Source organism: Mycobacterium sp. 20KCMC460 (genome assembly GCF_022179425.1).
Taxonomy (GTDB): Bacteria; Actinomycetota; Actinomycetes; order Mycobacteriales; family Mycobacteriaceae; genus Mycobacterium; species Mycobacterium kiyosense.
On the sequence record NZ_AP025524.1, the window covers coordinates 5,303,319 to 5,327,178 of the forward strand.

Below are 23,860 nucleotides of genomic sequence, written 5' to 3' on the forward strand. Positions count from 1 at the left end.
AATGTTGTGTAAGGAGGCGGGCGTACGGTGTCCAAGGTGGCGAAGACGTTCGCCGGTGCGCGGTTGCGGCGGCTACGTGAGGACCAGGGGCTGACCCAGGTGGCGCTGGCGCGCGCCCTGGGACTGTCCACCAGCTACGTCAACCAGCTGGAGAATGATCAGCGTCCCATCACCGTGCCAGTGCTGCTCACCCTCACCGAGCGTTTCAACCTGCCGGCGCAATACTTCGCCCCAGACTCCGATGCGCGCCTGATCTCCGATCTGAGCGAGGTGCTCGCCGAGGGGGCCGCCACCGCAGCACAGATCGAGGAACTCGTCGCGCGGATGCCGGCCATTGGACAAACACTGGTCAATCTGCACCGCCGACTGCACGACGCCACCGCCGACCTGGAGGCTCTGCACAGCCGCGCGAGCATCGAGAGCCCGACGGCCACGCAGCAGCCGATGCCCTTCGAAGAGGTCCGCGACTTCTTCTACGACCGCAAGAACTACATCGGCGAGCTGGACCTGGCAGCCGAGAGGCTATTCGACCGGAAACGTATGCGGATCGGCGGGCTCGACGCCCAGCTGGCCGACTTCCTGGACGATGAACTCGGCGTGACCGTTGTCATCGACGGCGGCCAGGCGCTGCAGCCCAACTCCAAGCGCCTCTTCCACCCTGAATCGAAGACGTTGTACGTGGCGCGGTGGCTGCATCCCGGCCAGCGCGCCTTTCAACTCGCCACCCAGATCGCGCTGCTCACCCAGGCCGAGTTGATCACCGGGTTGATCGCGGCAGACGACCAGCTCAGTGACGACGCGCGAGCGGTGGCCCGCATCGGCCTGGCCAACTACTTCGCCGGCGCATTGTTGTTGCCCTACCAACGATTCCTCGAAGCCGCAGAGCGTGCACGCTACGACATCGACTCGCTGGCAAGAGGATTCGAGGTCGGCTTCGAAACCATCTGCCATCGGCTGTCCACCCTGCAGCGTCCGAACGCGCGCGGCGTCCCGTTCATCTTCGTCCGTGCCGACAGCGCCGGGAACATCTCGAAACGGCAGTCCGCCACGGCTTTTCACTTCTCGCGTGTCGGCGGCAACTGCCCGCTGTGGGTGGTACATCACGCGTTCTCCCGGCCCGGCCAGTTCCTCACCCAAGTCGCCCAGATGCCCGACGAGCGCACCTATTTCTGGGTCGCCCGCACCACCACCAGCGAACCCAGCCGCTACCTGGGCCCGGACAAGAGCTTCGCCGTCGGGCTCGGATGCGACCTGGTCCATGCCGAAAAGCTGATCTATTCCGTCGGGGTCGACCTGACCGACCCGGAGGCGATGGTGCCGATCGGTGCCGGCTGCAAGATCTGCGCGCGCGCCGCATGCGCGCAGCGGGCTTTCCCCTACCTCGGTCATCCGGTCCACGTCGACCCGCACACCAGTACCGATCTTCCTTATCCGCCTGTGGTCGGGCCTCGCCAACCGGCATGATCAGTGCGGGATCGCCGGACCACTGAGGAGTCGGGTATGACGGATGTCGATTATTGCGTGGTCGGGGCCGGGTTCGCCGGCCTGACGGCAGCGCTGCGGTTGAAGCAGTCGGGCCACTCGGTGGCGCTGCTGGAAGCGCGCGACCGGGTCGGCGGCCGCACCTTCACGGTGCCGCGCGATGACGGGGTGTGGATCGACCGCGGCGGCGCCTGGGTCGGGCCCGGCCAGGACCGGATCTACGCGCTGATGGCTGAATTCGGCGTCGGAGACTACAAACAGCACGACGACGGCGACGCCATGATGATCGTCAACGGCAAAAAACACCGCTACGGGGGGAAGCTGCCCTGGAGCATGAGCCCGTGGGCGGTGGCCAACCTCGGCGTGGCGCTGCTGTCCCTGGAGCAGATGTGCAAGACCATTCCGCGCGAAAACCCTTGGGATGCAACGGATGCCGCCGAATGGGATCGGACCAGTATCGGCGACTGGCTGGAGCGCAACGTGCCGTCCAGGGCGGCCCGCGAGATGCTCGACCTGGTATTGGGCGGTACCTACACCTCGACTTCCGCCGAGGTGTCGCTGCTGTGGATGCTGCTGCAGATGTCCTCCGGCGGCGGTCCCACCTTCGTGATCTCCGGCAGGGGCGGCTCACAGGACGCCCGCCCCGTCGGCGGGATGGGGGCGATCTATCGGCCGATGGTTGCCGCACTCGGGGATGCGCTGCACCTGTCGCAGCCGGTTCGCCAAATCACCCAGGACACCGACGGCGTCACGGTGAGCGCCGATGGTCTTACGGTGCGCGCACAGCGCGCGATCGTGGCGATTCCGATGGCGATCGCCACCTCGATCGTCTACCAACCCGCGCTGCCGGTGGACCGGGCGATGTTGCACCAGCGGATGCCCAGCGGTGCGGTGATCAAGACCTCGGTCGTCTACGACGAACCGTTCTGGCGCGCCGACGGATTCTCCGGGCAGTCCGCCGCACCAGGCACGCCGGTGACGCTGACCATCGACGCGTGCACCGACTCCGGGAACCCGGGGATCATGTGCGCCATCACCGAGGGGCGCGCCGCGCGCCGGCTGCTGCGGCTCGACGAGACCGGACGCCGGGAGCTGATCATCGGCGAACTCGTCCGCCGGTTCGGCGAAAAGGCCGGTGCGCCAGTGGAATTCCATTTGCAGGACTGGACGCTGGACCGGTACTCCGGCGGCGGCATGATCAGCCATACTCCCACCGGCGTGCTGACCGAGTTCGGCCGTACCCTGCGGGCGCCGTGCGGGCGGGTCCATTGGGCCGGGACCGAAAGCTCGGCCGTGATGTGCGGCTGGGTCGACGGCGCGATCCGCTCCGGGGAGCGTGCTGCGGCGGAAGTGGTTGCCGCGCAGGCCTGATCGTGAGTGCGGCGGGCGAGGCTGCTAGCCGACGCCCGTGCGCGGAATCACGCTGGGCCGGTTCTGCGTAACGTGCGGACTGGCGCCGCCGCGGCCCAACGGGCCGCCGGGCATCCCCGCGCCACCACCGGCACCGCCACCCATTGGCATCGGCATCATCGGCATGCCGCCGCCGGTGGGCGCCGCTTGAGCTGCCGCGGCAGCATTGGGCATCGCACCCAGGCCTTGCATCGCAGACGTAGTCATACCTTTGGGCGTCGAACCCTCCCACGTGGGTGGCACCGACATTGCACCGACGAGTCGCGCCTGCCCCAGGCTCCCCGACATCCCGGCCCCCAGACCGCCGCCGCCGAGGCTGCCGGCGGCTGGCATGGTGTCGCCGACGAATTTCGGTACGTCAGCCAATCCCGTTGCCGCACCGGCCAATCCGGCGGTGCCGGCATTGGCCGTCTGACCCAGCTGCATCAATGGACCGATCAGCATGCTGGCCGGGTATGCGCCCACCTGGGCCACCGACATCAGCGTCGACACGGGTACCGCGGCGGCCGCCGATTGCACCTCCGACACCAGGGCCGTGGCCCCGGCGGCCACTGGGCTCAGCGCCGCCGACGCCGACGTGGCGAACCCGACGACGTTCGCGTTGACCGTCGACGCCAGGCCCGCCAGATCGAGCGGCGGCACGCTGAACGGGGTCAAACTCTGCGCCACCGCCGTGGCACCCGAGTGATACCCCAGCATCGCGGCCACATCCTGCGCCCACATCTCCACGTAGTCGAACTCAGTGGCAAAGATCGCCGGCGTGTTCAACCCCAGAAAATTCGTCGCCACCAGCGTCGCCAACGACACCCGATTGGCTTCCACCGCCAACGGATGCACCGTCGCCGTCAGCGCCGCCTCGAACGACGTCGCCGCCGCCCGCGCCTGCAACGCCGCCGCCGTCGCCTGCGCCGCCGCCGCACTCAACCAGCCCACATACGGCGTCGCCGCAGCCACCATCGCCGCCGACGCCGGACCCGCCCACGGCCCACCCGCCAACGCGGTGATCACCGAATCGAACGAACTCGCCGACCCCGACAGGTCCGCGGCCAGACTCTCCCAGGCCGCCGCCGCCACATGCAACGGGCCCGAACCGGCACCGGCGAAAATCCGCGCCGAGTTGATCTCCGGCGGCAACCACGCAAAGTCCAATATCATCTGCACCCCTACCGGCCAGCCGCGTCAACGAAATCTTGGGGCCGCCCTCAGAGCGGCCCCTATTCTGCTCACCCTCGCCGGTGATCGGCCCCCGTGTGGGCGAATTCAGGCGATTCCCAGGAATCCCCCAGGACTCCTCCAGCTCGGGAGAATTGCCCGCTAGGCGGCCTGTTTGGCCGGCGGCCGGTAGAAGATCAGCAGCTGCCCGATGGCTCCGGCCAGCCCCAGGCCGAGCGAGATTGCCAGACCGGGCCAACCGCTGAGCCACGAGGCATCCCCGAAGATCACCCGATCCAGGCTGAGCCGGCCCGCGCCCACGGTGGCAACCGCAACCGCGCACAGGGCCAGGACCAGGTTGTACTCCCAGCCCTCCTTGACGATGAAGAAGCCGTTGTGGCGATGCACGGTCCAGGCCGCGACGATCATCAGCGACACGAAGCCCGCCGCCGGGATCGGGGTGAGCAGGCCGGCGGCCAGGCCCAGCCCGGCCGCCGTCTCGGTGGTGGCGGCAACGATGGCGTGGAATTTGCCGGGCTTCATGCCGATGCTCTCGAACCAGCGGGCGGTCCCCGCTATCCGCCCGCCGCCGAAGAATTTGTTCAAGCCGTGCGCGGCCAAGGTCAGACCCAGTACCAGCCGCAGGATCAGTAAACCGACATCGATGGCAGCCATGGCGTCAAAACTAGATCATGTTGCTCCGCGGATGTAACGCCACCGCTGTTTCGGGCGCGGGATGTCGCGGCGTCCGTAGCACTCGCGGCCAGGGTCTAATGGAGCGCCGCGTCCAGCAGTCGCAGATATCCGTCCACGTCCGGCAGCGCCGACTCGGCCGCGTGCACGCTGATAGCGATGGTGTCGCCGATGCCGTGCACGCCGTGGGTCAGCCCCATCGCCGGCGACAAGGACGGATAGCCGGCGGTGAACAGCACCGGAGCTCCGCCGAAACTCACGTCGGCGGCACCCCGATACACACTGGACACCACAGTGTTGCCGGTCACCTGCGTGGGCCGCGCCTCGGCGTCGAATTGCGATACCCCCCAACGCAATACCGCAGCGGGAACGGTGGCGAACGCCCGATCGGCGGCCCGGCCGGCGGGATGCCACATGCGGCGGCGGGCATTTTCCAGATCGGAGGCGATCCGCGCCATGCGTTCGCCGCGGTCGAGGTGCGGGTAGAGCCCCACAGCCACATTGCCGAAATGGTTGTAGCCCAGCGGCGCACCGGGTTTGGCCATCGGCACCTCCGCACCCAGAGAATCGGCGGCCGGGCCGAGCAGCTCCGCCAGCGCACCGGCCACCGCGGCCAGCACCGCGACGGTGACGGTGGCGCCCGGCAGTTGCGAACGGTGGCGCACCAGCGTGCGCAGCGATCGCGCTCCCCGGGGGCGGGTGTTGATGGCCAGTGGCCGCCGCGATCCCGCCCCCGCAGGCAACAGCCCGGCTTCGGTATCGGCGACGAGTCGCCGGTACGTGCGGACCGCCTCCACCGCGCGCCACGGCGCCAGTCCCGGCCGCGGCGGGGCCACCTGCGGCACCGGGGCCGACCGGCCCAACAAATAGCCCGCCATCGCCGAAACCCGCCGGCCGTCACCCAGCGCATGCGCGGCCTGCACCACGACGACCGTGCCCGGGCCGATGGCACCCGGGATATCGCGCACCGGGGTGAATACATGTAAGCGCCAAGGCATCTCGCGCGGATCCAGCTGATCGCCGGTCAGGGCGGCTACCGCGCTCAGACAGCCAGCCCAGGTGTCGTCCGCCAGCTGGTGGCAGAGCAGCAGTTCCGGGCCGACCGCCGCGGGGACCCACCGCGGGAAGCGCACCGCATAGTCGTCCCGCACGCGCATCGCCCAGTCCGGGCAGGCCTCGGCGCGCCGGCGAACCTGCTCCAGGGCCCCGTCGAGATCGGCAGGTTCGCCGTCGAACACGTACAGCAGGAACTCGTCGTTGGGGACTTTGGCCGACATCCAGTAAAACTGTGCGTCGACGGCGGCCATCCGGTGCATCAGGGCGAACCGACGAAATCCAACACCAGCTCGGCAACCTTGTCGGGCTGTTCGAGCTGCAGGAAGTGGCCGGCATTGGCGACGATGTCCACCGCGCTGCCGGCCGGCAGCGCCGGCTCCACCCAGCGCGCGAAAGCCGCTGTCATGCAACCGTCGTCGTGTCCGTGCAGGTACAGGCTGAGCAACTTCGGTGTCTCGGTCCAATGCCGGTGCAACTCGGCGTACTGCGGCGGCGGCTCGGTGTTACGGATGGTGGCACGATAGGGGCCCAGCGCGGCGCGCCAACTCTGCGGGGTGCCGATCGCGGCGTCGACGTGGCGCAGGTCCTCGTCGGCGCGGTAGCCCGGCGACCACCGTCGCCACAACAGCGGCAGCACCCAGGACGCCGACCGTTCCGGCAACCACGGCAGCTGGAAGTAGCTGATGTACCAGCTGCGCAGCAACTGCGGCGGCACTTCGCGGAGCAGGCGGGCCCGGTTCGGCAGCTGACCGAACGGCCGGAAAGCGCCGATCGGTGGGACGGACATGATCACCGCCCTGGCGAACGGGCTGTCGGGTATCGCGGCCAGCCCGGCGGCGGCCATCGCTCCCCAGTCGTGGCCGATCACCACGTCGCGGTCGGAGCCGCCCGCGGCCGAGCGCACCCGCAGGGCGTCGTGCATCAACGCGCCGACGTGGTAACTGCCGTCGACGGGAATCGACGACGGCGCGTAACCGCGCATGAACGGCGCCACCACCCGCCAACCGGCCGCGGCCAATAGTGGCGCGATCTTGCGCCACCCGTACGCGGTGTCGGGAAAACCGTGCAGGCACAACGCAATCGGCGCGTCGTCGGGTCCCCAGGTCAGGGCTTTCAGATCACCGTTGGGACTCTTCACGTCGACCCAGCGTGGTTCAGACAACTCGACTCCTGTTCACCTTTTCTCGCCCGCACGTCCAACGTAACCGGCCCATTGGGAGGACCAGAAGCCCATCAATCGGAGGACGCGAAATTCATCCCCCCGCTGGCCGCTCGGCCGACAGACTTCCCACCGCTGTCACGGCACGCTATTGGCATGGGCGTAAAGGGAGGCCAGCAACGATGATGTTCGCCGCGGTACCACCAGAGGTCAACCCCGGTCGCGTCCACACGGGCGTCCGGTTGACCGCGCGATCCACCGCCTCGAGGCGCTGGGCCAAGTCCGGCGCCACCCAGCGCAGGATTCTCGACGCGGCCACCGAAGTGTTCGCGGAGAAAGGCTTCACCGCCGCAACCATCGCCGACGTGGTGCATACCTCCGGCGCCAGCATCGGCAGCATCTACCACCACTTCGGCGGCAAGAGCGAGCTGTTTCTGGCCATCTACGAGCAGCTGGCCGACTCCGTCGCCGCCTCCATCGAGAACGCCGTCCAGCCACACCGCGAGGCCGCATCCGACCGGCGCGACACGTTCCGGCTGCACGTGCGGGCCTATCTGGAGGCGATGTGGGAGAACCGCCACGCGGCCCGGGTGCTGTCCTGCGGCGACCTGCCGGCCGGGTTCGAGGTCACCCGCCGTAAGCGATTGGCGACGGAGCTGCGCAACTGGCTGGCGGCGCTGGAGCTGGGCTCCTCCCCGCGCGAGGTGCTGCTCGGGCGGGTGTTGATCGCGACGCTGGCCGAGGCCACGCTGATGGTCACCGGCTGCGACGACCCCGACGAGGTGCCGGCGGTCATCGACGCGACGATTGCGTGGATCGACCGCATCATCGAGTGAGCTCAGGCCTGGTCGGCCGCCTTCTCCAGCTCGGCGATGACGATCTTGTGCATGCCGTGCATGGCGGCGGTGGCCGCGGCGGCCCGGGCCGGGTCTGGATCCGAAACGAGCTCGAACAGCCGGTCCGGCGTGATCTGCCAGCTCAGGCCGAATCGGTCCTTGAGCCAACCGCACTGCGACTCTTGGCCGCCGTCGGCCAGTTTCTCCCAGTAGTAGTCGACCTCGTCCTGGTCCTTGCAGTGCACCATGAAGGACACGGCCTCGCTGAGTTGAAAGACCGGGCCGCCGTTGATGCCGAGGAAGCGGGTGCCGTCGAGCACAAAGGTGCCCGACAGCACCGAACCCGGCGCACCAGGACCCGCCTCGGTGGCGCGGTGCAGTTCCTCGATGTGCGAGTTCGGGAACACCGAGACATAGAACTCGGCAGCCTCCTCCAGGTTCTGGTCGAACCACAGTGAGGGCGTGATCGCGGGCATATCGCATCTCCTAGTTCGTTGGATCTCTTCCCTCACATAGACCGGGGCGCCGACCAGAACTCATCGGCGCAGTCGCTTGCCCGAAAAGATTACGAGTGTAATCATCTGTCAGTGGACCCACGGCCTGCGCTGGACGGCAAGGTCGCCGTCGTCACCGGCACCAGCCGCGGCGTCGGCGTGGGCATCGCACACGAATTGTTGCGCGCAGGAGCCACCGTGATCGGCTGCGCACGCTCGCCGCTGGACACGCTGCCCGGCATCGAGTCCGAGCCCGAATGGGCACAACGCAGCGCCCAAATGGTCTGCGACCAAGGCGATTACCACGCGATCGACGCCTTCGTCCAACACGTCGCCGACAGCTACGGCCGGATCGACATCCTGGTCAACAATGCCGGGGGTACCGTACCCGCACCGCACGTCGAAGACATCCCCGAGCTGGTGCAGCGACTGCAGGGCGCCCCGCGCAGCGGCGACGACTTCGAACGCACCGCGCTGTTCCACGCCTTCGCGGTGCAGATGAACCTGATCAGCCCGATGTGGTTCGCCATCCGCGCCTACCGGCAGATGAAGACCCAGGACGGCACAGGTTGCATCGTCAACGTCTCCAGCGGCGCCGGCCACCCCGCGGGTTCGCCCACCCTGGTGTCCTACGGCGCGGCCAAGTCCGGCCTCAATCACATGACGCGGTCGCTGGCCCAGGAATGGGGACCGCGGGTGCGGGTCAACTGCGTGGCGCTGGGACCGACGATCACCGACAACTTCCGCGCTTTCGTGTTACCCGAGGACGACCCGACGGGTGCCGGGTATTTCGCCAAGGTTCCACTGAAGCGCGGCGGCGAACCGGCCGAAGTGGGCCGCACGGTCGTGTTTCTGGCCTCGGGCGCAGCCGACTACATCAACGGCACCACCATCGAGATCGACGGCGGCATGCTGCCCGGCGTGCTGTACGAGGCCGGCCTGAAGACCATCACCGACCTGATGTGAGGAACCGAATGACATATGACCGAGGCGAATTCGACGAGTTCTGGGAAGCCTGGCTGGAGGTGAACCGCCGCGCGCAGGACTCCGGCGACTGGGGGGTGATGGCCGACTTCTACGAGCCGGACGCCACCTACGGCTGGTCCTACTCGCCGACGGACCAGTTCATGGCCAACGGCCGCGACGAGATCCGCGACCTTGCGCTGGGCACCGAGATGCTCGGCTTTCAGGGCTGGATATATCCCTACCAGACAGTACTTTTCGATGATCGCTCCGGACAGGCGTTCGGGCTGTGGCGCCAGCTGTCCACCTTCACCTCGCCCACCGGCGAGCCGTACGAGATTCAGGGACTGGGTGGTAGCTGGTTCCAGTACAGCGGGCGCCGCAGCTGGTCCTGGCAGCGCGACATCTTCGACGTCGGAATGGCAACGGCGGCAATGCTCGACATCCTGCGCGACGGCAGGAACACGCCCGAACTCGACGCGCGGATGGCAGCGCTGCGCTCGGGCAACCAGCCCGGCCACTACCGGTCTTGGACCGAGATGAGCGCGCCGCTGTGGCCGATTCCCACCACGCTGACATGACGCGTGTCATCCAATACTCCACCGGCAACGTCGGTCGGCATGCCCTGCGCATGCTGATCGAGCGGCCCGGCCTGGAATTGGTGGGCGTGCACGCATTCAGCCCCGGCAAGCTGGGACGCGACGCCGCCGAATTGTGCGGCCTCCGCGAGCCGACGGGTGTCACGGCCACCGACGACCTCGACGCGCTCGTAGCCCTACAGGCAGACTGCGTCGTGTACGCCTCGCAGGCCGAAACCCGGCCCAAGGAAGCGATTTCGGAGATCAGCCGGTTCCTACGGGCCGGCACCAACGTGGTCGGATCGTCATTCGTGTGGATGGTGGCCCCCGACCACGCTGACAGCTGGCTGTGCGAGCCACTGCAGCAGGCGTGCACCGAGGGCGACGCGACGCTGTACATCAACGGCGTCGACCCCGGCTTCTCCGGCGACACCCTGGCCTACACCGCGCTGAGCCTCACCGAGCGCGCCACCAGCATCACCGTCCAGGAGATCTGCGACTACGCCAGCTACGATGACGCCGAATTCACCGGCGTCAGTTTCGGTTTCGGTACCGACCCGGATCACACGCCGGTGATGTTTCTGTCCGGCGTGCTGGCCTCGATGTGGGGCGTGCAGGTGCGCAGCCTGGCGCAGGACCTGGGCGTGGAGCTCGACGAGATCCGGGAACGCTGCGAGAAGTGGGTGACGCCCGAACCGATCGACTGCGTGATGATGCACGTCGAACCCGGGCAGGTCGCCGCCGTGCGGTTCGGCGTCGAGGGAGTGCGCGACGGCGAGGCGGTGATCACCATGGAACACGTCAACCGGCTCGGCCCGCAGACCGCACCCGACTGGGCCTATCCCCCGGATGGCCGCCTCGGTGTGCACCGCGTCGTGGTCACGGGCAGCCCCGGCGTCGAGATCAACACCCATCTGGGTGGCCGCGGCGACCACAACGAGGGTGGTGTAATCGCAACGGCTGCAAGGGTTGTCAATCTAATTGACGCGGTCTGCGCGGCGCCGAGCGGCATCCTGGCCGCCCACGACCTGCGGCCGCTCGACCATTTGCGCGGCGTGATGTGGTGAACCGATGACCGCACCACGCAGGCCGCCGAGCGGTGGACAGGCGCGCGCCGAACGCAGCCGTCAGGCCGTCATCGACGAAACGGTCCGCTACATCCTGAAGGAGGGATTCGCGCCGCCGAGCATGCGACAGATCACCGAACGAGCCGGATTGACCTGGGGCGTGGTGCAATACCACTTCGGTGACCTGGACGGCATCTTGATGGCCGTGGCGGACAAGGGGTTTGCCGAATTACTCGAGGCGCTCGAGGCGCTGCCCGCTAAAGCCGCACGGATACCACCGGAAGATCGGCCGGCGTTCGTCGTGGAAGCGGTGTGGCGCGGCATCTCCAGCCCCACCTCGATGGCCGCCCTGGAGATCATGATCGCCACCCGCGGTGCCCGCACCGCGGCCGCCAACGCCCACCTGGCGGCAATGTCGGCGCGGATGACCGAGATCGGCGAGCACCTGGGCACCGGCATCGACCCGGCCCAGGCCAGCCGGCTGGGCAACCTCATCTGGGCCACCGTCCGCGGCCTGGTGGCACTGCAGCTGACCTGGCCCCGGCCGTTGGACAGCACCCGGGACCGCGAGATGCTCGTCGAAGTCATCAGCGCCTACCTGGCCCGCCCACAACCCGAACCGAAAGAGAGACTCACCGTATGAGTAGCCCCCAGACAGTCGAATTCTCCGGGGTGGACGGGCTTACCCTGATCGCCGACGAGTGGAACCGCGGCGCCGGATCCGATCGGCCCACCATCCTGATGTTGCACGGCGGCGGGCAGAACCGGTTCTCCTGGAAGAACACCGGACAGGTCCTGGCCGACGACGGGTACCACGTGGTGGCGATCGATACCCGCGGGCACGGTGACAGCGACCGCGCGCCCGACGCCGACTACGAGGTGGAGACCCTGGCCACCGACGTCATGCACGTCCTGGATGCGATCGGCCGGCAGGTGGTGATCATCGGGGCCAGCATGGGCGGGCTGACCGGAATCCTCGTCGCGGACCGCGCCGGGCCACAGCGGGTGACCAAGCTGGTGCTGGTCGACGTGGTGCCACGATTCGAGAAGAACGGCAGTGCCCGCATCCGGGATTTCATGATGAGCAACATCGACGGGTTCGAGACGCTGGAGCAGGCCGCCGACGCCGTCGCCGCCTACCTGCCGCACCGCGCCAAGCCGCGCAGCCCCGAGGGCCTGAAGAAGAATCTGCGGCTGCGCGACGGGCGCTGGTACTGGCACTGGGACCCGGCGTTCATGACCAAGCCCGGCGACGACCCCGAACTGCGCACCGAAGGTTTCGAGGAGGCCGCCACCAACCTGAGCATCCCGGTGCTGCTGATCCGCGGGAAATTGTCCGACGTGGTGAGCCTCGAGGGCGTCGAGCATTTCCTGACCCAAGTGCCGCGCGCGGAGTTCGTCGAATTGTCGAACGCGGGGCACACCGCGGCCGGCGACGACAACGATGCCTTCAGCGACGCGGTGGTGGCCTTCGTCGAACGCCCCTGACCCGGCCGTCCCGGCTTCCCGGCGAGCCACCCTGCGCGAGTTCCCCTGCGCGCATCCCCCTGCGCGAATCCCCCCGCGCGAGTGTGAGTTTCACGACGCGGCACGCCGGTGATACGTCGTGAAATTTACGCTCGGCGCGGTAGGCGGGGCTGACGCAGCCGCACGCTCGGCGCGGTAGGCACGGCTAGTTGGCCGGTTTCTCCGCGTGGCCGCCGAACTGCTTGCGCATCGCCGACAACGCCTTGTTTGCGAAGTCGTCGAGGTCGCGGGAGGCGAAGCGGGACTGCAGCGCGGTGGTGAGCACCGGCGCGGGCACCCCCTCGTCGATCGCCGCGATCGAGGTCCAGCGGCCCTCGCCCGAGTCGGAGACGCGGCCGGAGAACTCCTTCAGCGTCGGCGACTCGTGCAAGGCGATCGCGGTCAGATCGAGCAGCCACGAGCCGATCACGCTGCCCCGCCGCCACACCTCGGCGACCTCGGCGATGTCGAAGTCGTATTGGTAGCACTCGGGATTGGACAACGGGGCCGTCTCGGCGTCGCCCTCTTCGATGCGTTTGCCGATGTCGGCGTTGCGCAGGATGTTCAGCCCCTCGGCCAGGGAGGCCATCATCCCGTACTCGATTCCGTTGTGCACCATCTTGACGAAGTGCCCGGCACCCGCCTGGCCGCAGTACAGGTATCCGTTCTCGGCCTGGTCGATGGCACCCTCGCGCCCCGGTGTCCGCGGCGCGGCGTTCACCCCGGGGGCGATGGTGGCGAAGATCGGCTCGGCATGCTCGAAGGCGTCCTGATCGCCGCCGATCATCAGACAGTATCCGCGCTCGCGGCCCCACACTCCGCCGCTGGTGCCCACATCGAGCAGACGAATATCTTTCTCCGCCAACAACTTTGCATGCTTGAGGTCGTCACGGTAGTAGGAGTTGCCGCCGTCGATCACGATGTCGCCGGGCTCGAGCGTGCCGGCCAACTCCTCGATCACCCCGGTGGTGATGTTGCCGGCCGGCACCATCACCCACACCAGCCGCGGGGCGTCGAGCTTGTCGCGCAACTCGGCCAGCGAGGACACGCCGGTGATGTTGTCGTCTCCGGCCATCGCCTTGACCGCGTCGGCGCTGTGGTCGTACACCACGCACTGATGCCCGGCGGTGACGACGCGGCGCACGATGTTGGCGCCCATCCTGCCCAGACCGATCATGCCTAGTTGCATAGTTTTTCGTCTCCTCAGCGTCACGTGCGCACCGTCCGGGCAGTCGAAGCCAACCCTAGACACTGCGTATTGACCCGACAAGGCGAACGCAATGAACCGGAAGTGACCTGACAGGATGGTGTGCGTGGGTGACGTGCTGCACATCGCGCTCTACGCCCTGGCCGGAGTCGCGGTACTCGAGGCCGGCGGGCTGGTGGTGCTGTGGCAACTGCTCACCCGCAGCCGCCAGGAGGTCGAGGAACTGCAGCAGCGGGCGGACGTCCGCAACCGCCTGTGGTCGGGCGGCCGGGAGGCCGTTAAAACGGTGTGGAACACCGCAAACATCGTGCGCAAAGAGGGTTTCGGCGCGGCCGTGCGCAGCTCGATCGAGGACCTGGCCGACTGGGCCGAGGTGGAGCGGCCCGACTTGGCGCGGGTCACCCCGGACGGGCGGGTGGTGATCCTGTTCTCCGACATCGAGGAATCCACCTCTCTCAACGAGCGGATCGGCGACCGGGCCTGGGTCAAGCTCATCGCCGCACACGACAAGCTGGTGCATCGGCTGGTGAAGAAGCACTCGGGGCACGTGGTTAAAAGTCAGGGCGACGGGTTCATGGTCGCCTTCGCGCGCGCCGAGCAGGCGGTGCGTTGCGGCCTGGACCTGCAGCAGGAACTGGATAAAGACGCAAAACGCAAGCGGCACAACGCGCTTCGAGTGCGGATCGGCATTCACATGGGCCGCTCGGTACGCCGTGGCGACGACTTGTTCGGCCGCAACGTCGCGATGGCCGCCCGGGTCGCCGGGCAGGCCGCCGGCGGTGAGATCCTGGTCAGCGAACCGGTTCGGGACGCAGTCAGCGGCTGCGACGGCATCGCCTTCGACGAGGGCCACGAGGTCGAGCTGAAAGGATTCTCCGGCAGTTACCGGTTGTTCGCGGTCGAGGTCGAGCCGGAGCGGGACTGAGAGGCTTCGCTGTCGGATTCGGCCAACCGCTCGTGCAGCCGGGCCCGGATCTCGTCGGGTGTGTAGGCCTGACGTCTGCGTTGATCGCGCACCACCAGGGCGCCACCGGCGACCACGCCCGCGACACCGGCCAGCCCGACCCACTTCCAGATGTTGCGCATCAGCAAAGGCTATCCGGCCGCCGTCTCTTAGAGTGCTCTGGTGGACTCCAACACGCTGACCTTGGACCAGGCGCTGGCCGAGACTCGCACCGGCGACTTGTGGCTGTTCCGGGGCGGCTCCCGACCCGACCGCGCCATCCAGACGTTGACCAACGCCCCGGTCAACCACGTCGGCATGACGGTGGCTATCGACGATCTGCCGCCGCTGATCTGGCACGCCGAACTGGGCGACAAGCTGGTCGACATGTGGACCGGCAGCAACCACCGCGGGGTCCAGCTCAATGACGCTCGCCAGGTCTTCCTGCAGTGGACCGAGCACTACCATCAGCGTTGCTGGATTCGTCAGCTCACCCCGTACGCCACCCGGGAGCAAGAGAACGAGCTGTTGCGGGTGATCGCACGTATGGACGGCACCGCCTTCCCCACCACCGCGCGGCTGACCGGCCGCTGGCTACGCGGCCGGCTGCCCACGCTCAATGACTGGTTCCGCGGAATCCCGTTGTTGGACAGGAAGATCAGCGAGAAGACGCAGCGACGTAGGGAAGAGCGCAGGATGAGTATCGCCACGGCCTACTGCGCGGAGACGGTCGCCATCACCTACGAGGAGATGGGCCTGCTGGTCACCGACAAGGACACCAACTGGTTCGACCCGGGCAAGTTCTGGAGCGGTGACAGTCTGCCGTTGGCGCCCGGATATCAGCTGGGCAAGGAGATCGCGGTCATCGCGTAGCATCCTGCCCGGCAAGTTCCACTCGAGTGGTCACCGGAGTGGCGTTACGGGTCAGATCGAGCACCGGGCAATGCGCGTCGACCGCCTCCTGAAGTTCGCGGTAGCGCTGCGGGGTCTCCGGTCCCGTCACCTTGACGACCACCCGGACCTCCTGGAATCCCGCCCGCACGCTGTCGTCCAAGCCTAAGAAGCCCTGGACGTCGAGATCGCCCTCGGCCTGCGCGGTGATCTCGTCGACGGCGATACCCAGCTTCTCCGCCCAGAACCGCCAGGTGACGATCTGGCACGACAGCAGCGAGGCCAGGTAGTACTCGACCGGGTTCGGCGCCTCGGCTTCGCCGCCCAGTGCCGGCGGTTCGTCCACCTCGACCTGATACTGGCCGAGGGTGATGGTGCTGGCCACCGCGTCGTGCGCGGTGGCGGCGGCCCGGAAGACGACTTGGGCATTGACCCGGTCCTGGGCGACGGCGTCCTGGGTAGCCGCGATGACGGCGCCCGGCCGGGTGGTGGAGGTTGTCACGCGGCCATAGTACGAAAGGGCGGCGGCCTGGATCGAGCGTCCGGTTCAGGGTGAACGTAATTCGAACAATGGCGAAGAAGGCCGGCAAGAATACGACGGCACCGTAGTGGGTATTGCTATTGAGGCGATGAATTCAAATGGCTCGTTAGATTTGAACCACACCCGTAGCGCATTGTGACGCACGCCACAAATGCGCCATGCGGGCGTAGCTGCGTTTATTCGAAATTGGAGTGATTCAGGTCGCACAACATAGTTGTCGCGTTGGTCACTTTGCCCCGTCGGGTCAGGACGCCATTTGCGGATCGCCGGCCGGAGCAGGTTCGGCGCCCGGCGGCTGGGCGGCTTCGGGGGCCGCGGCGGCCGGCGGGGCGGGGGCGGCGGGCTCCGGCGCCACCGCGTCAACCAGAACCGCAGGAGCATCGGGGGCGTCCGGCGCCGGGAGCTCGCCTTCCGGCAGCTCATCGACCGGCAAGAACATGTGGTGCGTGAATCCGGGCTGGTAAGCGCCGGCGCCGCCGATGCGAACACCACCACCTTCGCCGCTGGACACCGGAGTTCCATCGGGCAGTGTCACCGCAGTGTGCCCCCCGTTCCACCCGATCACCAAAGCATTGGGAGCGGTGCCCGGCCGAAAGCCACGCGCGAGCAGCGCCGCCTCTTCGTTCCCGGTGTTGAACCTGCTACCGAATACCGGACGTTCGCTGGCCGCATTTGCTACCCAGGACGCCAGTCCTGAGCAATCAGTGCCTGCGGGAGAATCTCCGCCCGGAACGTAGGGCGTCCCGGAAACTTGATTAACCAGTGCCAATAGCGTTGCAAGAGCAATCATGGGGCCGGACGCTACCGACAATTAGCGTCAGAAATCAAAATTTGTGGTGCTCGTCACGCGTATTAAACAATGGTTTGGTCATTTCGTATACAGCAGGTAGGTCACGGCGCAATCTAATAACTGAAACAGATGTGATCACTGAGACTAAGGTAATTAGTCAGCAAATTTCGCTACGGTCCATATGATCGTGTCCAACTGCTAGTTCAGTCGTAGCTAGTTTCGTGCAGCAATCTAATTATTAAGTGTGGCGCCGCAGTGCCCACCCGAAAGTCCAAGGTCGCGCGTGGCCGGCCGGGTCGGATCAGCCGACCCGGCGGGGATCTCGGCGCGTGCCGTGGGTCACATCAACCGCGACATCAGATCTACGTCTCATAAATGGCCGCGCCGCTGTCTCGAACGGCCGGAAGCCGTGCCGGGGTCAGTCGGCGTGACGGACGACGTTGACCACATTGCCGTCCGGCGCCCGGACCAGGAAGCGGCGCACTCCCCACGCTTCGGTGGTCAGTGGATGCACAATTTCGTAGCCCAGCTCCTGAGCTTCCCGATACGCGCCTTCGACGTCGTCGGTATGAACCGAAATCACAGAATCTGCTGCCGAAGTCGCGTCCCGCGTGACCAACTGGACACTGACGCCGCTGTCGGGAGAGGTGAGTCTCGCCACCCACCCCAAGTTGAACTCTTCGTCGCTCAACCCGAGGAAACCGGCATAGAAGCCCTTCGCCGCCTCGAGGTCGGGCACCCGCAGATTGGCCGTAATTCGTTTGGCGCGCAATTGATTCCTCTCAGGTAACGCGTTGCGGTTGCCTCACTGCGGGATCACCCAATCCGACCAGCGGTTGGCGGGGTTGACCCGAAACGAGCCGGGGAACACCCGCGCCATCAGGACGGGCATCGGCTCGGTCCCCGGCACCGTGCCTTGCCGTTTCCACACCTCGGGGTCCTGGCACGAGAGTTCGAAGGTGAGTTGCACCGGTATCGATCCGGGTATCGCCTCGGCGCACGCTTCGCTGGCTGTGACCGTGCGATCTGCGTGCGCGGACGGCGCAAATGTCACCGCAGCGCCCGCCAGCGCGGCGCACGCGAGCAGTCTGACCATGTGCTTTCTCCTGCCGACGCCCACTAGGGTACCGCCATCTGTCAACACAGAGTTCAGCTCCAATAGGGTTACGTAACAGACTGTTTCGGCGACACTTCGGCCTGGTCCAGCACGCGGGAGCAGACTGACACTATGACGGACTCCGCACTCGAGGCCTTGGAGCTCGCGCGATCGGCACTGACGGCCCGACTGCACGCCATCGCCGCGGCCGATTGGGACAACGCCACCCCGTGCTCCGAGTGGAACCTACGGCAGCTGGTCAACCACGTGGTCGGTCTGCATCACCGCATCGCGGGGATCCTGCGCGGCGGCAGCCTCGAGGAGTACGTGACGACGCGGGAGGACGACTGGCTCGGCGCCGATCACCTCGCCGCGTGGCAGCAGGGCACCCGTGCGCTGAATGACGCGATCGGCTCGCTGCACGACCTCAATACCGTTGTGGCATATCGGGTTCCGCTGCCCGCTTGGGACGCGATTGGTCTGGTCGCGTTCGACACCGCCGTCCACAGCTGGGACATCTCTCGCTCGATCGGCTTTGACGAGCGACTCGATGACGGACTGGTGCAGTTCGCGCTGGGTTTCATCGAGTGGGTGCTGGGCGAACCCCGCTTGTCGTTCTTCACTGCGTCGGCGGGCCCGCCGCCCTCGGCCGCGACACCGCAGGCCCGGCTGCTCTACCTCGCCGGCCGCAAACCCTGAGGCGGCCGCATTGACCTGCGGCAAGCGGGCCGGACTGGCTAGGATGGGGAGAAATCTCGCGGACTCCTCGGTCATGGGAGGCGCGGCGTGCGATCAAGGGGAGCTGTCATGGTGGCGAGAGCGATTGCGCTGGTCCTCCTTGCCGTCGGTCTGGCCGTGCCGGCCCATGCGGACTCCACCGACGACGCGTTCATCACCAACCTCAAGACCTCCGGCATGGACTACGGCGCGCCCGATCGGGCGATTCAGGTCGCGAAAACCGTCGTCTGTGGCTCGCTGAGCGCTAATCCCAACACCAGCAACGCCGACCTGGTCACCAAGGTCACCAACGCCACCAGCTGGCCGGCACTCAATGCCGCCTACTTCACCGGGGCCGCGATCCAGGCCTACTGCCCCCAGTACGGCTCCCTGACCGCGCCGTCGGTGCCCAGCAAGGTCCCGGCCCCGACCGGCCCGAGTCCCACACCACCGGCGTCTCCCTCGCCGACCGTTCAGTCGGCGTAGCTCGCTCCCGCGGCACACCCCCGGAAGATGCCCGGCAACCACGGACGTGGCGGTTAGCATGTTGCGGTGGTGTCGGCCCGGCGTCCCACTCGCGCGCAGCGGTATGCCCGCCGGCGCCGCCGTCGGATAGCGGCCAGCGTTCACGATCTCACCGAAGTCCAGTGGACCGCTCTGAAATTCGCGTGGCGTGGCTGCGCCTATTGCGGCGAGGCCGGAGCTGCCCTGCAGCGGGATTGCCTGCTGCCCATCGCCAACGGCGGTCGCTACACCCTGGCCAACGTGGTGCCCAGCTGCCGCTCATGCAATGCCAGCAAGTGCGATTCGGAAGTCACCACCTGGATGCGGCGCAAGAAACTCGACGAGAAGTCGTTTCTGGTCCGCCATGTCGAGATCGTCAGGTTTCTACTCGGTTGTGAAGCCCAGTGAAGTCCATCGCCTCATACGTCGACCTCGCCCGCGCGATGCGTCGTCGGTGAACGTCCCGACGGTGCGCGATGTGGACGACGCGGACGACTACCCGCTCAGCGAAAATCTGGTAAACGACCCGAAATCGGCCGCGCCGTGCCGTTGTCGTGTCACCTCGATTCGCTGGTGTGTCCGAACCCCCTCATCGACCAGTCTGGACAAGTTTGCGCGGACTTCGGCAAGCGGAAGCGTCGGCATGTACCGAATTCCAGCGTGATGCTGGACCGCCAGACGTTCAGACGTTGAACCGGAACTCGACCAGATTACAACGCCGTGCAACAATATGTCGATGGCGAGTCGACTTCGTGCTGCTACATATCTCCGGATATCGCTTGACCAGACCGGCGAGGGGCTGGCCATCGCTCGCCAGCGGGACGAATGCGCGCGCATCATCAGCCAGCGAGGCTGGAAACCGTTGCGGGAGTTCGTCGATAGCAGCGTTTCGGCCAGCGACGCCCGCAAGAACCGGCCCGGCTACGACGCGCTCCTACGCGCCTATGAAGCGGGAGAGTTCGACGCCCTGGTCTGCTATGACCTCGACCGGCTCACGCGCCAGCCACGTCAGCTCGAGGACTGGATCGAGGCCGCCGAGGAGAGGGGGCTGGCGTTAGTCACTGCCAACGGCGAGGCAGACCTGACCACCGATGCGGGCCGCATGTTCGCGCGGGTGAAGCTGGCTGTCGCTCGCGCCGAGGTCGACAGGAAATCTCGCCGCCAGCGTGACGCGCTTTCCCAACGCGCCCGGTTGGGCCGGCCACCTCTGGGGGTGCGATTGACCGGCTACACAATCAAAGGTGACGTCGTGCCCGATGAGGCCGAGACGGTACGCCGCGTCTTCAAGCTGTTTTATGCCGGTGAGTCGCTGCGTTCGATCTGCCGCACGCTCAACGATGAAGCGGTGACTACCCGCCACGGACGTCCATGGAATCCGTCGAGCGTCCGCACGATCCTGAGCAATCCACGCTATGCGGGACGCGCAATCTATCAGGGCCGCCCGACAGGCGAGGCCGGCAACTGGGAGCCGCTGGTCAGCGGAGACGTGTTCGATGTCGTGCAGGCACGCCTGAACGACCCGCGCCGCGTGACCAACCGGGAGGGCACAGACCGCCGCCACCTGGGATCGGGCTTGTTCCTATGTGGAGTGTGCGAGGAACCCGTCAGCGGCTGGTCCCAGGGCCGCTACCGGTGCAAGGAACGACACGTGAACCGTGCCCGCGGCCCAGTCGACGCGTGGGTCCGGGCGGTGATCACCGCTCGGCTGCGACGCGAGGATATGACCGAACTGCTGGCGCCGGCCGAGGCGCAACTCGCCCCGCTGCTCGCCGAATCGACTCGGCTGCACGACCGGCTCGCCAGGATCGAGGCAGATTACGATGCGGGTCGGATCGACGGCCACCGATACGCCTCGGCGAACGCGCATGTGCGAGCCGAGTTGTCCGTGCTGGAACGTGCGATGGCGGCTCAGACGACAAGCGCCGCGTTGGGCGAAATCCTGGCCACCCCCGATCCGGCCGCCGCTTTTCTCGACGCCGGTCTCATGACCCAGCGTGCCGTGATCGACGCGCTCTGTGTAGTGCGGCTGCACAAGGGAACTCGCTACTCCCGAGCGTTCGACGAGAACACCGTCGAGGTCACGCCGCGACAGTGGGTTCGAGAATGAATGACACCACTGACCTTCGCGTGTTCATGCGGTCACTGGAATCGGGGCCGCGCGTCGGGATGTATTGCGACGACTCGTCGCACGACCAGCACCGTGAATACGTCGAGGTCTTCAAGCGGGTCGAATTCCGGGGAGAACGGTACTGGCTCGGCGCCTTGAGCCATTCCGCCACGATGGGGACAGACCAGCTCCGTATCGAAGCCGGCGAAAAGCCGCTTCACGTCCATCCCGACATCTATCACGGCCCAACAAGCCCCTTCCCGTCTTTCCGGAAACCTGGCGGGATCGAAGAGCAAGGCCTCACCGCGGGCCGGTTCAATCTCAAGTGTTACCGCTGCGGCGTGACTGTTCCCGCACGGTATGCCAATATCGCGCCGATCCTCGACGCTCTGGCCTCGAAAAATGTCACCGAGATCAGCTTGCGTGGTTTAGCCGCTAGACTTCGACGCAAGTAGGCAGCGTCGAGGTGGCCCCTTAAACAGGGGCAGGCGCGGGGCCTGCCAAGTCAAGCCTCCCAGCGGAGTGCGTCATTTCGCATACCCGGAGGCAACCGTCATGGCTGCACCCTCGGCCGCCGTTGCGAAGCTACGCGCCAGCAAAGCGCGGCGGATCCAGTCCTACCCTCCCGATCACCCCAAGGTCCGCGAAGCCAGCGCTGCCCTCGAATACGAGCTGCTCATTGAGCGTGCCGCCAAGGTCGTCGCAGACTGGCCGACGCCGCCACCCGAAGTGCGCGATCGGATCGCCGCGATCCTGCGTTCCAGCTTCCAGGGCGGTGACGTTGCATGAACACCTACGGGGGTCCGCCGGAAAAAGAAGACGGGCCCCACACCCAGGGCCCGTCCGATGCTGAGGGTTCCGACACCACGACCAGCACCGCCCACGGTAGCAGCGCGGGCCGACACTCCGCGCAACATCTGGCCGGCCAGCTCCACCGGCGGCGCCTTGCCGCCGCCCGCTGCGTCCCGCTGCCATGCGGGCACCGCGACCCGATCCTGTGCGCCGTCGGCGACGGGCAGGCAGCCGCACCCACCGGCCACGCACCGACCCGTCACCAGCTCGACGCCTGGCGGTACACCGTCGCCTACCTGGCCGCGCTGGGCCTGCCGCCGCTGGTCCCCACCGACATCGCCGCGGCGCTCGCCCGCACACCCGTCAGGGTCGCCTGATGCCCGACATTCCGTACGGCCGCGACTATCCCGAGCCGATCTGGCCCGACGAAGACGGCCAGCCGCTATCCAACGGGCACGTCGTCGACCTGGCCGAGCCGCCCGGGCTCGACGGACGCCAGCACGAGGCCGCCGGTTGGGCCGACTGGGACGGCACCGAGCCCACCGATCCGCATCTACGCGGCGAATACGACACCCTGCCCCGCACCAGGAAACCGAACGGACACGCTGCCGACCAGGCGACCGCATCGACTGAGAAACTCGGCCAATCGTGGCATCCGATCGACCTCGGACCCTACCTGCGCGGCGAAATGAAACCTCCCGAGCCACCAAGCCTCGGCGCGGCCCGCAGCGACGGTGTGCGGCTGATCTATTCCGGCCGCGAACACGTCGTCATCGGTGAGACCGAGAGCGGCAAGTCATGGTTCGTGCTGGCCTGCGCCGCCGCCGAGCTGCAGCGCGGAAACCCTGTCGTCTACGTGCATTACGAGGAACCCGGACCAGAGAGCACCATCGAACGGCTACGCGACCTCGGCGTGCCAGACAAGCTGATGCTTCCGCCGCTGTTCCGGTTCGTCGCACCTAACGAGGCCGCCAACCGCGACAACATCTCCAACCTGCTCGACCCCGTGCCCACTCTGGTGATCCACGACGGCGTCAACGAGGCGATGACTCTCAACGGACACGACATTCTCGCGGCCGAGGGTGCCGCTCTGTTCCGGCGCCGCCTCATCGCCCCATTTCTGCGTGCCGGCGCCGCGACGATCGCCTGCGACCATCTGCCTGGCGGCGCCGACGGGACCCGGAAGAACGCCTACGGTTCGGTCCATAAGGGCAACGCGATCGACGGCGCCAGGATCGCCCTGGAGAATCGAGAGCCGTTCGGCCGCGACCGGCGGGGCCGATCCAACGTCTACGTGACCAAGGACCGTCCTGGCCACCTCCGCAAGCACGGTTCGCCCGACCGCAGCACCGTCGGCAAGACCTACCTCGGAACGCTGGTCGTCGACGCCTCGGACCCATTCAAGCCACTCGAGCTGATGTTCTACGCGCCGACACCCGAGGACACCGCGGCGGCGACCGATCTGTCCAAGTCAAAACTCGCCGACACGATATGGGAAGTCACCCGGACGCTGCCCGATCACCGGGTGAAGTCCAAGCGAGCCCTCTATGCCCTCATGCGCGAAGCGGGACACAGCTTCCGTGAGGCCGACGCCTCGGCCACGGTCGACGCGATGCTCGAACAGGGGCGGTTAATCCCCGACGGAGCAAACGCCTTCACTGCTGCCGGAAGTGCTGCCCAGGACGGTGAAGCGTGACCCTCCGATGCCAAGTGCTGCCGCTGCTGCCCCGCCCTAGCGGGCAGCAGCAGCGGGCAGCACTTTGGGCAGCACTTCGCACCGCTGCCGGGCAGCACCGGGCAGCACCGGGCAGCACCCCCAGTTGTAGCTGCACAGCAAACACCGAAGCACTTGTGCTGCCGCAACCCACAACCAACC

The 23,860-nt window shown here is 67.1% G+C and carries 29 protein-coding genes; 18 read left to right on the forward strand and 11 right to left on the reverse strand.

Going from position 1 to position 23,860, the window contains the following annotated elements; genetic code table 11:
* The first annotated feature begins 27 nt into the window (after positions 1-27).
* Both MKCMC460_RS24330 and MKCMC460_RS24335 read left to right on the forward strand, forming a co-directional pair.
* A complete protein-coding gene (locus tag MKCMC460_RS24330) occupies positions 28-1,464 on the forward strand; it encodes a short-chain fatty acyl-CoA regulator family protein (protein ID WP_238304956.1) in 1,437 nt (478 codons plus the stop codon).
* 36 nt (positions 1,465-1,500) lie between these two features.
* The gene (locus MKCMC460_RS24335) at positions 1,501-2,853 is read left to right on the forward strand and encodes an FAD-dependent oxidoreductase (RefSeq protein WP_236977601.1); all 1,353 of its coding nucleotides are present in this window, start codon (positions 1,501-1,503) and stop codon (positions 2,851-2,853) included.
* A gap of 24 nt (positions 2,854-2,877) precedes the next feature.
* Here the strand turns inward: MKCMC460_RS24335 and MKCMC460_RS24340 are convergent, their stop codons facing one another.
* From MKCMC460_RS24340 to MKCMC460_RS24355, 4 genes are all read right to left on the reverse strand, one after another.
* The gene (locus MKCMC460_RS24340) at positions 2,878-4,047 is read right to left on the reverse strand and encodes a PPE family protein (RefSeq protein WP_238304957.1); all 1,170 of its coding nucleotides are present in this window, start codon (positions 4,045-4,047) and stop codon (positions 2,878-2,880) included.
* 159 nt (positions 4,048-4,206) lie between these two features.
* Complete coding sequence (locus MKCMC460_RS24345) at positions 4,207-4,719, reverse strand: DoxX family protein (RefSeq protein WP_236977603.1); 513 nt, start codon at positions 4,717-4,719, stop codon at positions 4,207-4,209.
* Between the two features lie 95 nt (positions 4,720-4,814).
* Positions 4,815-6,044: a WS/DGAT domain-containing protein gene (locus tag MKCMC460_RS24350; RefSeq protein WP_236984378.1), complete on the reverse strand. Its 1,230-nt coding sequence runs from the start codon at positions 6,042-6,044 to the stop codon at positions 4,815-4,817.
* Between the two features lie 8 nt (positions 6,045-6,052).
* On the reverse strand, positions 6,053-6,955 hold the full coding sequence (locus tag MKCMC460_RS24355; protein ID WP_236977604.1) for an alpha/beta fold hydrolase: 903 nt from the start codon (positions 6,953-6,955) through the stop codon (positions 6,053-6,055).
* 179 nt (positions 6,956-7,134) lie between these two features.
* On the opposite strand from MKCMC460_RS24355, the gene MKCMC460_RS24360 reads away from it, so the two are divergent.
* Positions 7,135-7,788, forward strand: coding sequence for a TetR/AcrR family transcriptional regulator (locus tag MKCMC460_RS24360; RefSeq protein WP_236977606.1), 654 nt, complete (start codon positions 7,135-7,137; stop codon positions 7,786-7,788).
* A 2-nt stretch (positions 7,789-7,790) separates the two neighbouring features.
* Here MKCMC460_RS24360 and MKCMC460_RS24365 read toward each other — a convergent pair whose 3' ends face one another.
* Complete coding sequence (locus MKCMC460_RS24365) at positions 7,791-8,264, reverse strand: VOC family protein (RefSeq protein WP_236977607.1); 474 nt, start codon at positions 8,262-8,264, stop codon at positions 7,791-7,793.
* A 111-nt stretch (positions 8,265-8,375) separates the two neighbouring features.
* On the opposite strand from MKCMC460_RS24365, the gene MKCMC460_RS24370 reads away from it, so the two are divergent.
* The 5 genes from MKCMC460_RS24370 to MKCMC460_RS24390 are packed head-to-tail and all read left to right on the forward strand — an operon-like array spanning position 8,376 to position 12,378.
* On the forward strand, positions 8,376-9,248 hold the full coding sequence (locus MKCMC460_RS24370; RefSeq protein WP_236977608.1) for an SDR family NAD(P)-dependent oxidoreductase: 873 nt from the start codon (positions 8,376-8,378) through the stop codon (positions 9,246-9,248).
* A gap of 8 nt (positions 9,249-9,256) precedes the next feature.
* Positions 9,257-9,826, forward strand: coding sequence for a nuclear transport factor 2 family protein (locus MKCMC460_RS24375; RefSeq protein WP_236977609.1), 570 nt, complete (start codon positions 9,257-9,259; stop codon positions 9,824-9,826).
* A complete protein-coding gene (locus tag MKCMC460_RS24380; protein ID WP_236977610.1) occupies positions 9,823-10,890 on the forward strand; it encodes a dihydrodipicolinate reductase in 1,068 nt (355 codons plus the stop codon). The genes MKCMC460_RS24375 and MKCMC460_RS24380 overlap by 4 nt, the downstream gene beginning before the upstream one ends.
* Positions 10,891-10,894: 4 nt before the next feature.
* A complete protein-coding gene (locus MKCMC460_RS24385; protein ID WP_236977611.1) occupies positions 10,895-11,533 on the forward strand; it encodes a TetR/AcrR family transcriptional regulator in 639 nt (212 codons plus the stop codon).
* Positions 11,530-12,378 carry an alpha/beta fold hydrolase gene (locus MKCMC460_RS24390; protein WP_236977612.1) on the forward strand — a complete coding sequence of 283 codons (849 nt, stop codon included), beginning with the start codon at positions 11,530-11,532 and terminating at the stop codon, positions 12,376-12,378. Before MKCMC460_RS24385 ends, MKCMC460_RS24390 begins: the two co-directional genes overlap by 4 nt.
* A 184-nt stretch (positions 12,379-12,562) precedes the next feature.
* Here the strand turns inward: MKCMC460_RS24390 and gnd are convergent, their stop codons facing one another.
* Complete coding sequence (gene gnd / locus MKCMC460_RS24395) at positions 12,563-13,585, reverse strand: phosphogluconate dehydrogenase (NAD(+)-dependent, decarboxylating) (protein ID WP_236977613.1); 1,023 nt, start codon at positions 13,583-13,585, stop codon at positions 12,563-12,565.
* A 115-nt stretch (positions 13,586-13,700) separates the two neighbouring features.
* Between gnd and MKCMC460_RS24400 the strand changes: the two genes are divergently transcribed.
* On the forward strand, positions 13,701-14,528 hold the full coding sequence (locus MKCMC460_RS24400; RefSeq protein ID WP_236977615.1) for an adenylate/guanylate cyclase domain-containing protein: 828 nt from the start codon (positions 13,701-13,703) through the stop codon (positions 14,526-14,528).
* Here the strand turns inward: MKCMC460_RS24400 and MKCMC460_RS24405 are convergent.
* A complete protein-coding gene (locus MKCMC460_RS24405) occupies positions 14,486-14,689 on the reverse strand; it encodes a hypothetical protein (RefSeq protein ID WP_236977616.1) in 204 nt (67 codons plus the stop codon). The genes MKCMC460_RS24400 and MKCMC460_RS24405 overlap by 43 nt on opposite strands.
* A gap of 40 nt (positions 14,690-14,729) precedes the next feature.
* On the opposite strand from MKCMC460_RS24405, the gene MKCMC460_RS24410 reads away from it, so the two are divergent.
* Positions 14,730-15,419 carry a guanylate cyclase gene (locus MKCMC460_RS24410; RefSeq protein WP_236977617.1) on the forward strand — a complete coding sequence of 230 codons (690 nt, stop codon included), beginning with the start codon at positions 14,730-14,732 and terminating at the stop codon, positions 15,417-15,419.
* Here MKCMC460_RS24410 and MKCMC460_RS24415 read toward each other — a convergent pair.
* The 4 genes from MKCMC460_RS24415 to MKCMC460_RS24430 form a co-directional block, all read right to left on the reverse strand.
* Positions 15,409-15,939, reverse strand: a complete 531-nt coding sequence (locus MKCMC460_RS24415; RefSeq protein ID WP_236977618.1) for an OsmC family protein — start codon at positions 15,937-15,939, stop codon at positions 15,409-15,411. The two genes, MKCMC460_RS24410 and MKCMC460_RS24415, sit on opposite strands and share 11 nt — an antisense overlap.
* Positions 15,940-16,222: 283 nt before the next feature.
* On the reverse strand, positions 16,223-16,768 hold the full coding sequence (locus MKCMC460_RS24420) for a peptidoglycan endopeptidase (RefSeq protein WP_370652997.1): 546 nt from the start codon (positions 16,766-16,768) through the stop codon (positions 16,223-16,225).
* A 418-nt stretch (positions 16,769-17,186) separates the two neighbouring features.
* Positions 17,187-17,540, reverse strand: coding sequence for a VOC family protein (locus MKCMC460_RS24425; RefSeq protein WP_236977619.1), 354 nt, complete (start codon positions 17,538-17,540; stop codon positions 17,187-17,189).
* A 33-nt stretch (positions 17,541-17,573) separates the two neighbouring features.
* Positions 17,574-17,864, reverse strand: a complete 291-nt coding sequence (locus tag MKCMC460_RS24430; protein ID WP_236977620.1) for a hypothetical protein — start codon at positions 17,862-17,864, stop codon at positions 17,574-17,576.
* A 132-nt stretch (positions 17,865-17,996) separates the two neighbouring features.
* Here MKCMC460_RS24430 and MKCMC460_RS24435 point away from each other — a divergent pair, with 132 nt between their 5' ends.
* The 8 genes from MKCMC460_RS24435 (at position 17,997) to MKCMC460_RS24470 (ending at position 23,680) form a co-directional block, all read left to right on the forward strand.
* Positions 17,997-18,563: a TIGR03086 family metal-binding protein gene (locus MKCMC460_RS24435; protein WP_236977621.1), complete on the forward strand. Its 567-nt coding sequence runs from the start codon at positions 17,997-17,999 to the stop codon at positions 18,561-18,563.
* A gap of 108 nt (positions 18,564-18,671) precedes the next feature.
* Positions 18,672-19,067, forward strand: coding sequence for a DUF732 domain-containing protein (locus MKCMC460_RS24440; RefSeq protein WP_236977623.1), 396 nt, complete (start codon positions 18,672-18,674; stop codon positions 19,065-19,067).
* Between the two features lie 69 nt (positions 19,068-19,136).
* On the forward strand, positions 19,137-19,493 hold the full coding sequence (locus MKCMC460_RS24445) for an HNH endonuclease (protein WP_236984380.1): 357 nt from the start codon (positions 19,137-19,139) through the stop codon (positions 19,491-19,493).
* Between the two features lie 328 nt (positions 19,494-19,821).
* Positions 19,822-21,192 (forward strand): recombinase family protein, encoded by a 1,371-nt coding sequence (locus MKCMC460_RS24450; protein WP_238304958.1) that lies wholly within the window; start codon positions 19,822-19,824, stop codon positions 21,190-21,192.
* Positions 21,189-21,647 (forward strand): hypothetical protein, encoded by a 459-nt coding sequence (locus tag MKCMC460_RS24455; RefSeq protein WP_236977629.1) that lies wholly within the window; start codon positions 21,189-21,191, stop codon positions 21,645-21,647. The genes MKCMC460_RS24450 and MKCMC460_RS24455 overlap by 4 nt, the downstream gene beginning before the upstream one ends.
* 100 nt (positions 21,648-21,747) lie before the next feature.
* The gene (locus MKCMC460_RS24460; RefSeq protein ID WP_236977631.1) at positions 21,748-21,981 is read left to right on the forward strand and encodes a hypothetical protein; all 234 of its coding nucleotides are present in this window, start codon (positions 21,748-21,750) and stop codon (positions 21,979-21,981) included.
* Positions 21,978-22,361: a hypothetical protein gene (locus MKCMC460_RS24465; RefSeq protein ID WP_236977633.1), complete on the forward strand. Its 384-nt coding sequence runs from the start codon at positions 21,978-21,980 to the stop codon at positions 22,359-22,361. Before MKCMC460_RS24460 ends, MKCMC460_RS24465 begins: the two co-directional genes overlap by 4 nt.
* A complete protein-coding gene (locus tag MKCMC460_RS24470) occupies positions 22,361-23,680 on the forward strand; it encodes a hypothetical protein (protein ID WP_238304960.1) in 1,320 nt (439 codons plus the stop codon). Before MKCMC460_RS24465 ends, MKCMC460_RS24470 begins: the two co-directional genes overlap by 1 nt.
* The last annotated feature ends 180 nt before the right edge of the window (positions 23,681-23,860 follow it).

Coding starts and splice junctions, on each gene's coding strand:
- MKCMC460_RS24335 (WP_236977601.1), top strand. CDS start 1,501: ATGACGGATGTCGATTATTGCGTGGTCGGGGCCGGGTTCGCCGGCCTG.
- MKCMC460_RS24340 (WP_238304957.1), bottom strand. CDS start 4,047: ATGATATTGGACTTTGCGTGGTTGCCGCCGGAGATCAACTCGGCGCGG.
- MKCMC460_RS24345 (WP_236977603.1), bottom strand. CDS start 4,719: ATGGCTGCCATCGATGTCGGTTTACTGATCCTGCGGCTGGTACTGGGT.
- MKCMC460_RS24350 (WP_236984378.1), bottom strand. CDS start 6,044: ATGGCCGCCGTCGACGCACAGTTTTACTGGATGTCGGCCAAAGTCCCC.
- MKCMC460_RS24360 (WP_236977606.1), top strand. CDS start 7,135: ATGATGTTCGCCGCGGTACCACCAGAGGTCAACCCCGGTCGCGTCCAC.
- MKCMC460_RS24365 (WP_236977607.1), bottom strand. CDS start 8,264: ATGCCCGCGATCACGCCCTCACTGTGGTTCGACCAGAACCTGGAGGAG.
- MKCMC460_RS24375 (WP_236977609.1), top strand. CDS start 9,257: ATGACATATGACCGAGGCGAATTCGACGAGTTCTGGGAAGCCTGGCTG.
- MKCMC460_RS24380 (WP_236977610.1), top strand. CDS start 9,823: ATGACGCGTGTCATCCAATACTCCACCGGCAACGTCGGTCGGCATGCC.
- MKCMC460_RS24385 (WP_236977611.1), top strand. CDS start 10,895: ATGACCGCACCACGCAGGCCGCCGAGCGGTGGACAGGCGCGCGCCGAA.
- MKCMC460_RS24390 (WP_236977612.1), top strand. CDS start 11,530: ATGAGTAGCCCCCAGACAGTCGAATTCTCCGGGGTGGACGGGCTTACC.
- gnd (WP_236977613.1), bottom strand. CDS start 13,585: ATGCAACTAGGCATGATCGGTCTGGGCAGGATGGGCGCCAACATCGTG.
- MKCMC460_RS24400 (WP_236977615.1), top strand. CDS start 13,701: ATGGTGTGCGTGGGTGACGTGCTGCACATCGCGCTCTACGCCCTGGCC.
- MKCMC460_RS24405 (WP_236977616.1), bottom strand. CDS start 14,689: ATGCGCAACATCTGGAAGTGGGTCGGGCTGGCCGGTGTCGCGGGCGTG.
- MKCMC460_RS24420 (WP_370652997.1), bottom strand. CDS start 16,768: ATGATTGCTCTTGCAACGCTATTGGCACTGGTTAATCAAGTTTCCGGG.
- MKCMC460_RS24430 (WP_236977620.1), bottom strand. CDS start 17,864: ATGGTCAGACTGCTCGCGTGCGCCGCGCTGGCGGGCGCTGCGGTGACA.
- MKCMC460_RS24435 (WP_236977621.1), top strand. CDS start 17,997: ATGACGGACTCCGCACTCGAGGCCTTGGAGCTCGCGCGATCGGCACTG.
- MKCMC460_RS24440 (WP_236977623.1), top strand. CDS start 18,672: ATGGTGGCGAGAGCGATTGCGCTGGTCCTCCTTGCCGTCGGTCTGGCC.
- MKCMC460_RS24450 (WP_238304958.1), top strand. CDS start 19,822: ATGGCGAGTCGACTTCGTGCTGCTACATATCTCCGGATATCGCTTGAC.
- MKCMC460_RS24455 (WP_236977629.1), top strand. CDS start 21,189: ATGAATGACACCACTGACCTTCGCGTGTTCATGCGGTCACTGGAATCG.
- MKCMC460_RS24460 (WP_236977631.1), top strand. CDS start 21,748: ATGGCTGCACCCTCGGCCGCCGTTGCGAAGCTACGCGCCAGCAAAGCG.
- MKCMC460_RS24465 (WP_236977633.1), top strand. CDS start 21,978: ATGAACACCTACGGGGGTCCGCCGGAAAAAGAAGACGGGCCCCACACC.
- MKCMC460_RS24470 (WP_238304960.1), top strand. CDS start 22,361: ATGCCCGACATTCCGTACGGCCGCGACTATCCCGAGCCGATCTGGCCC.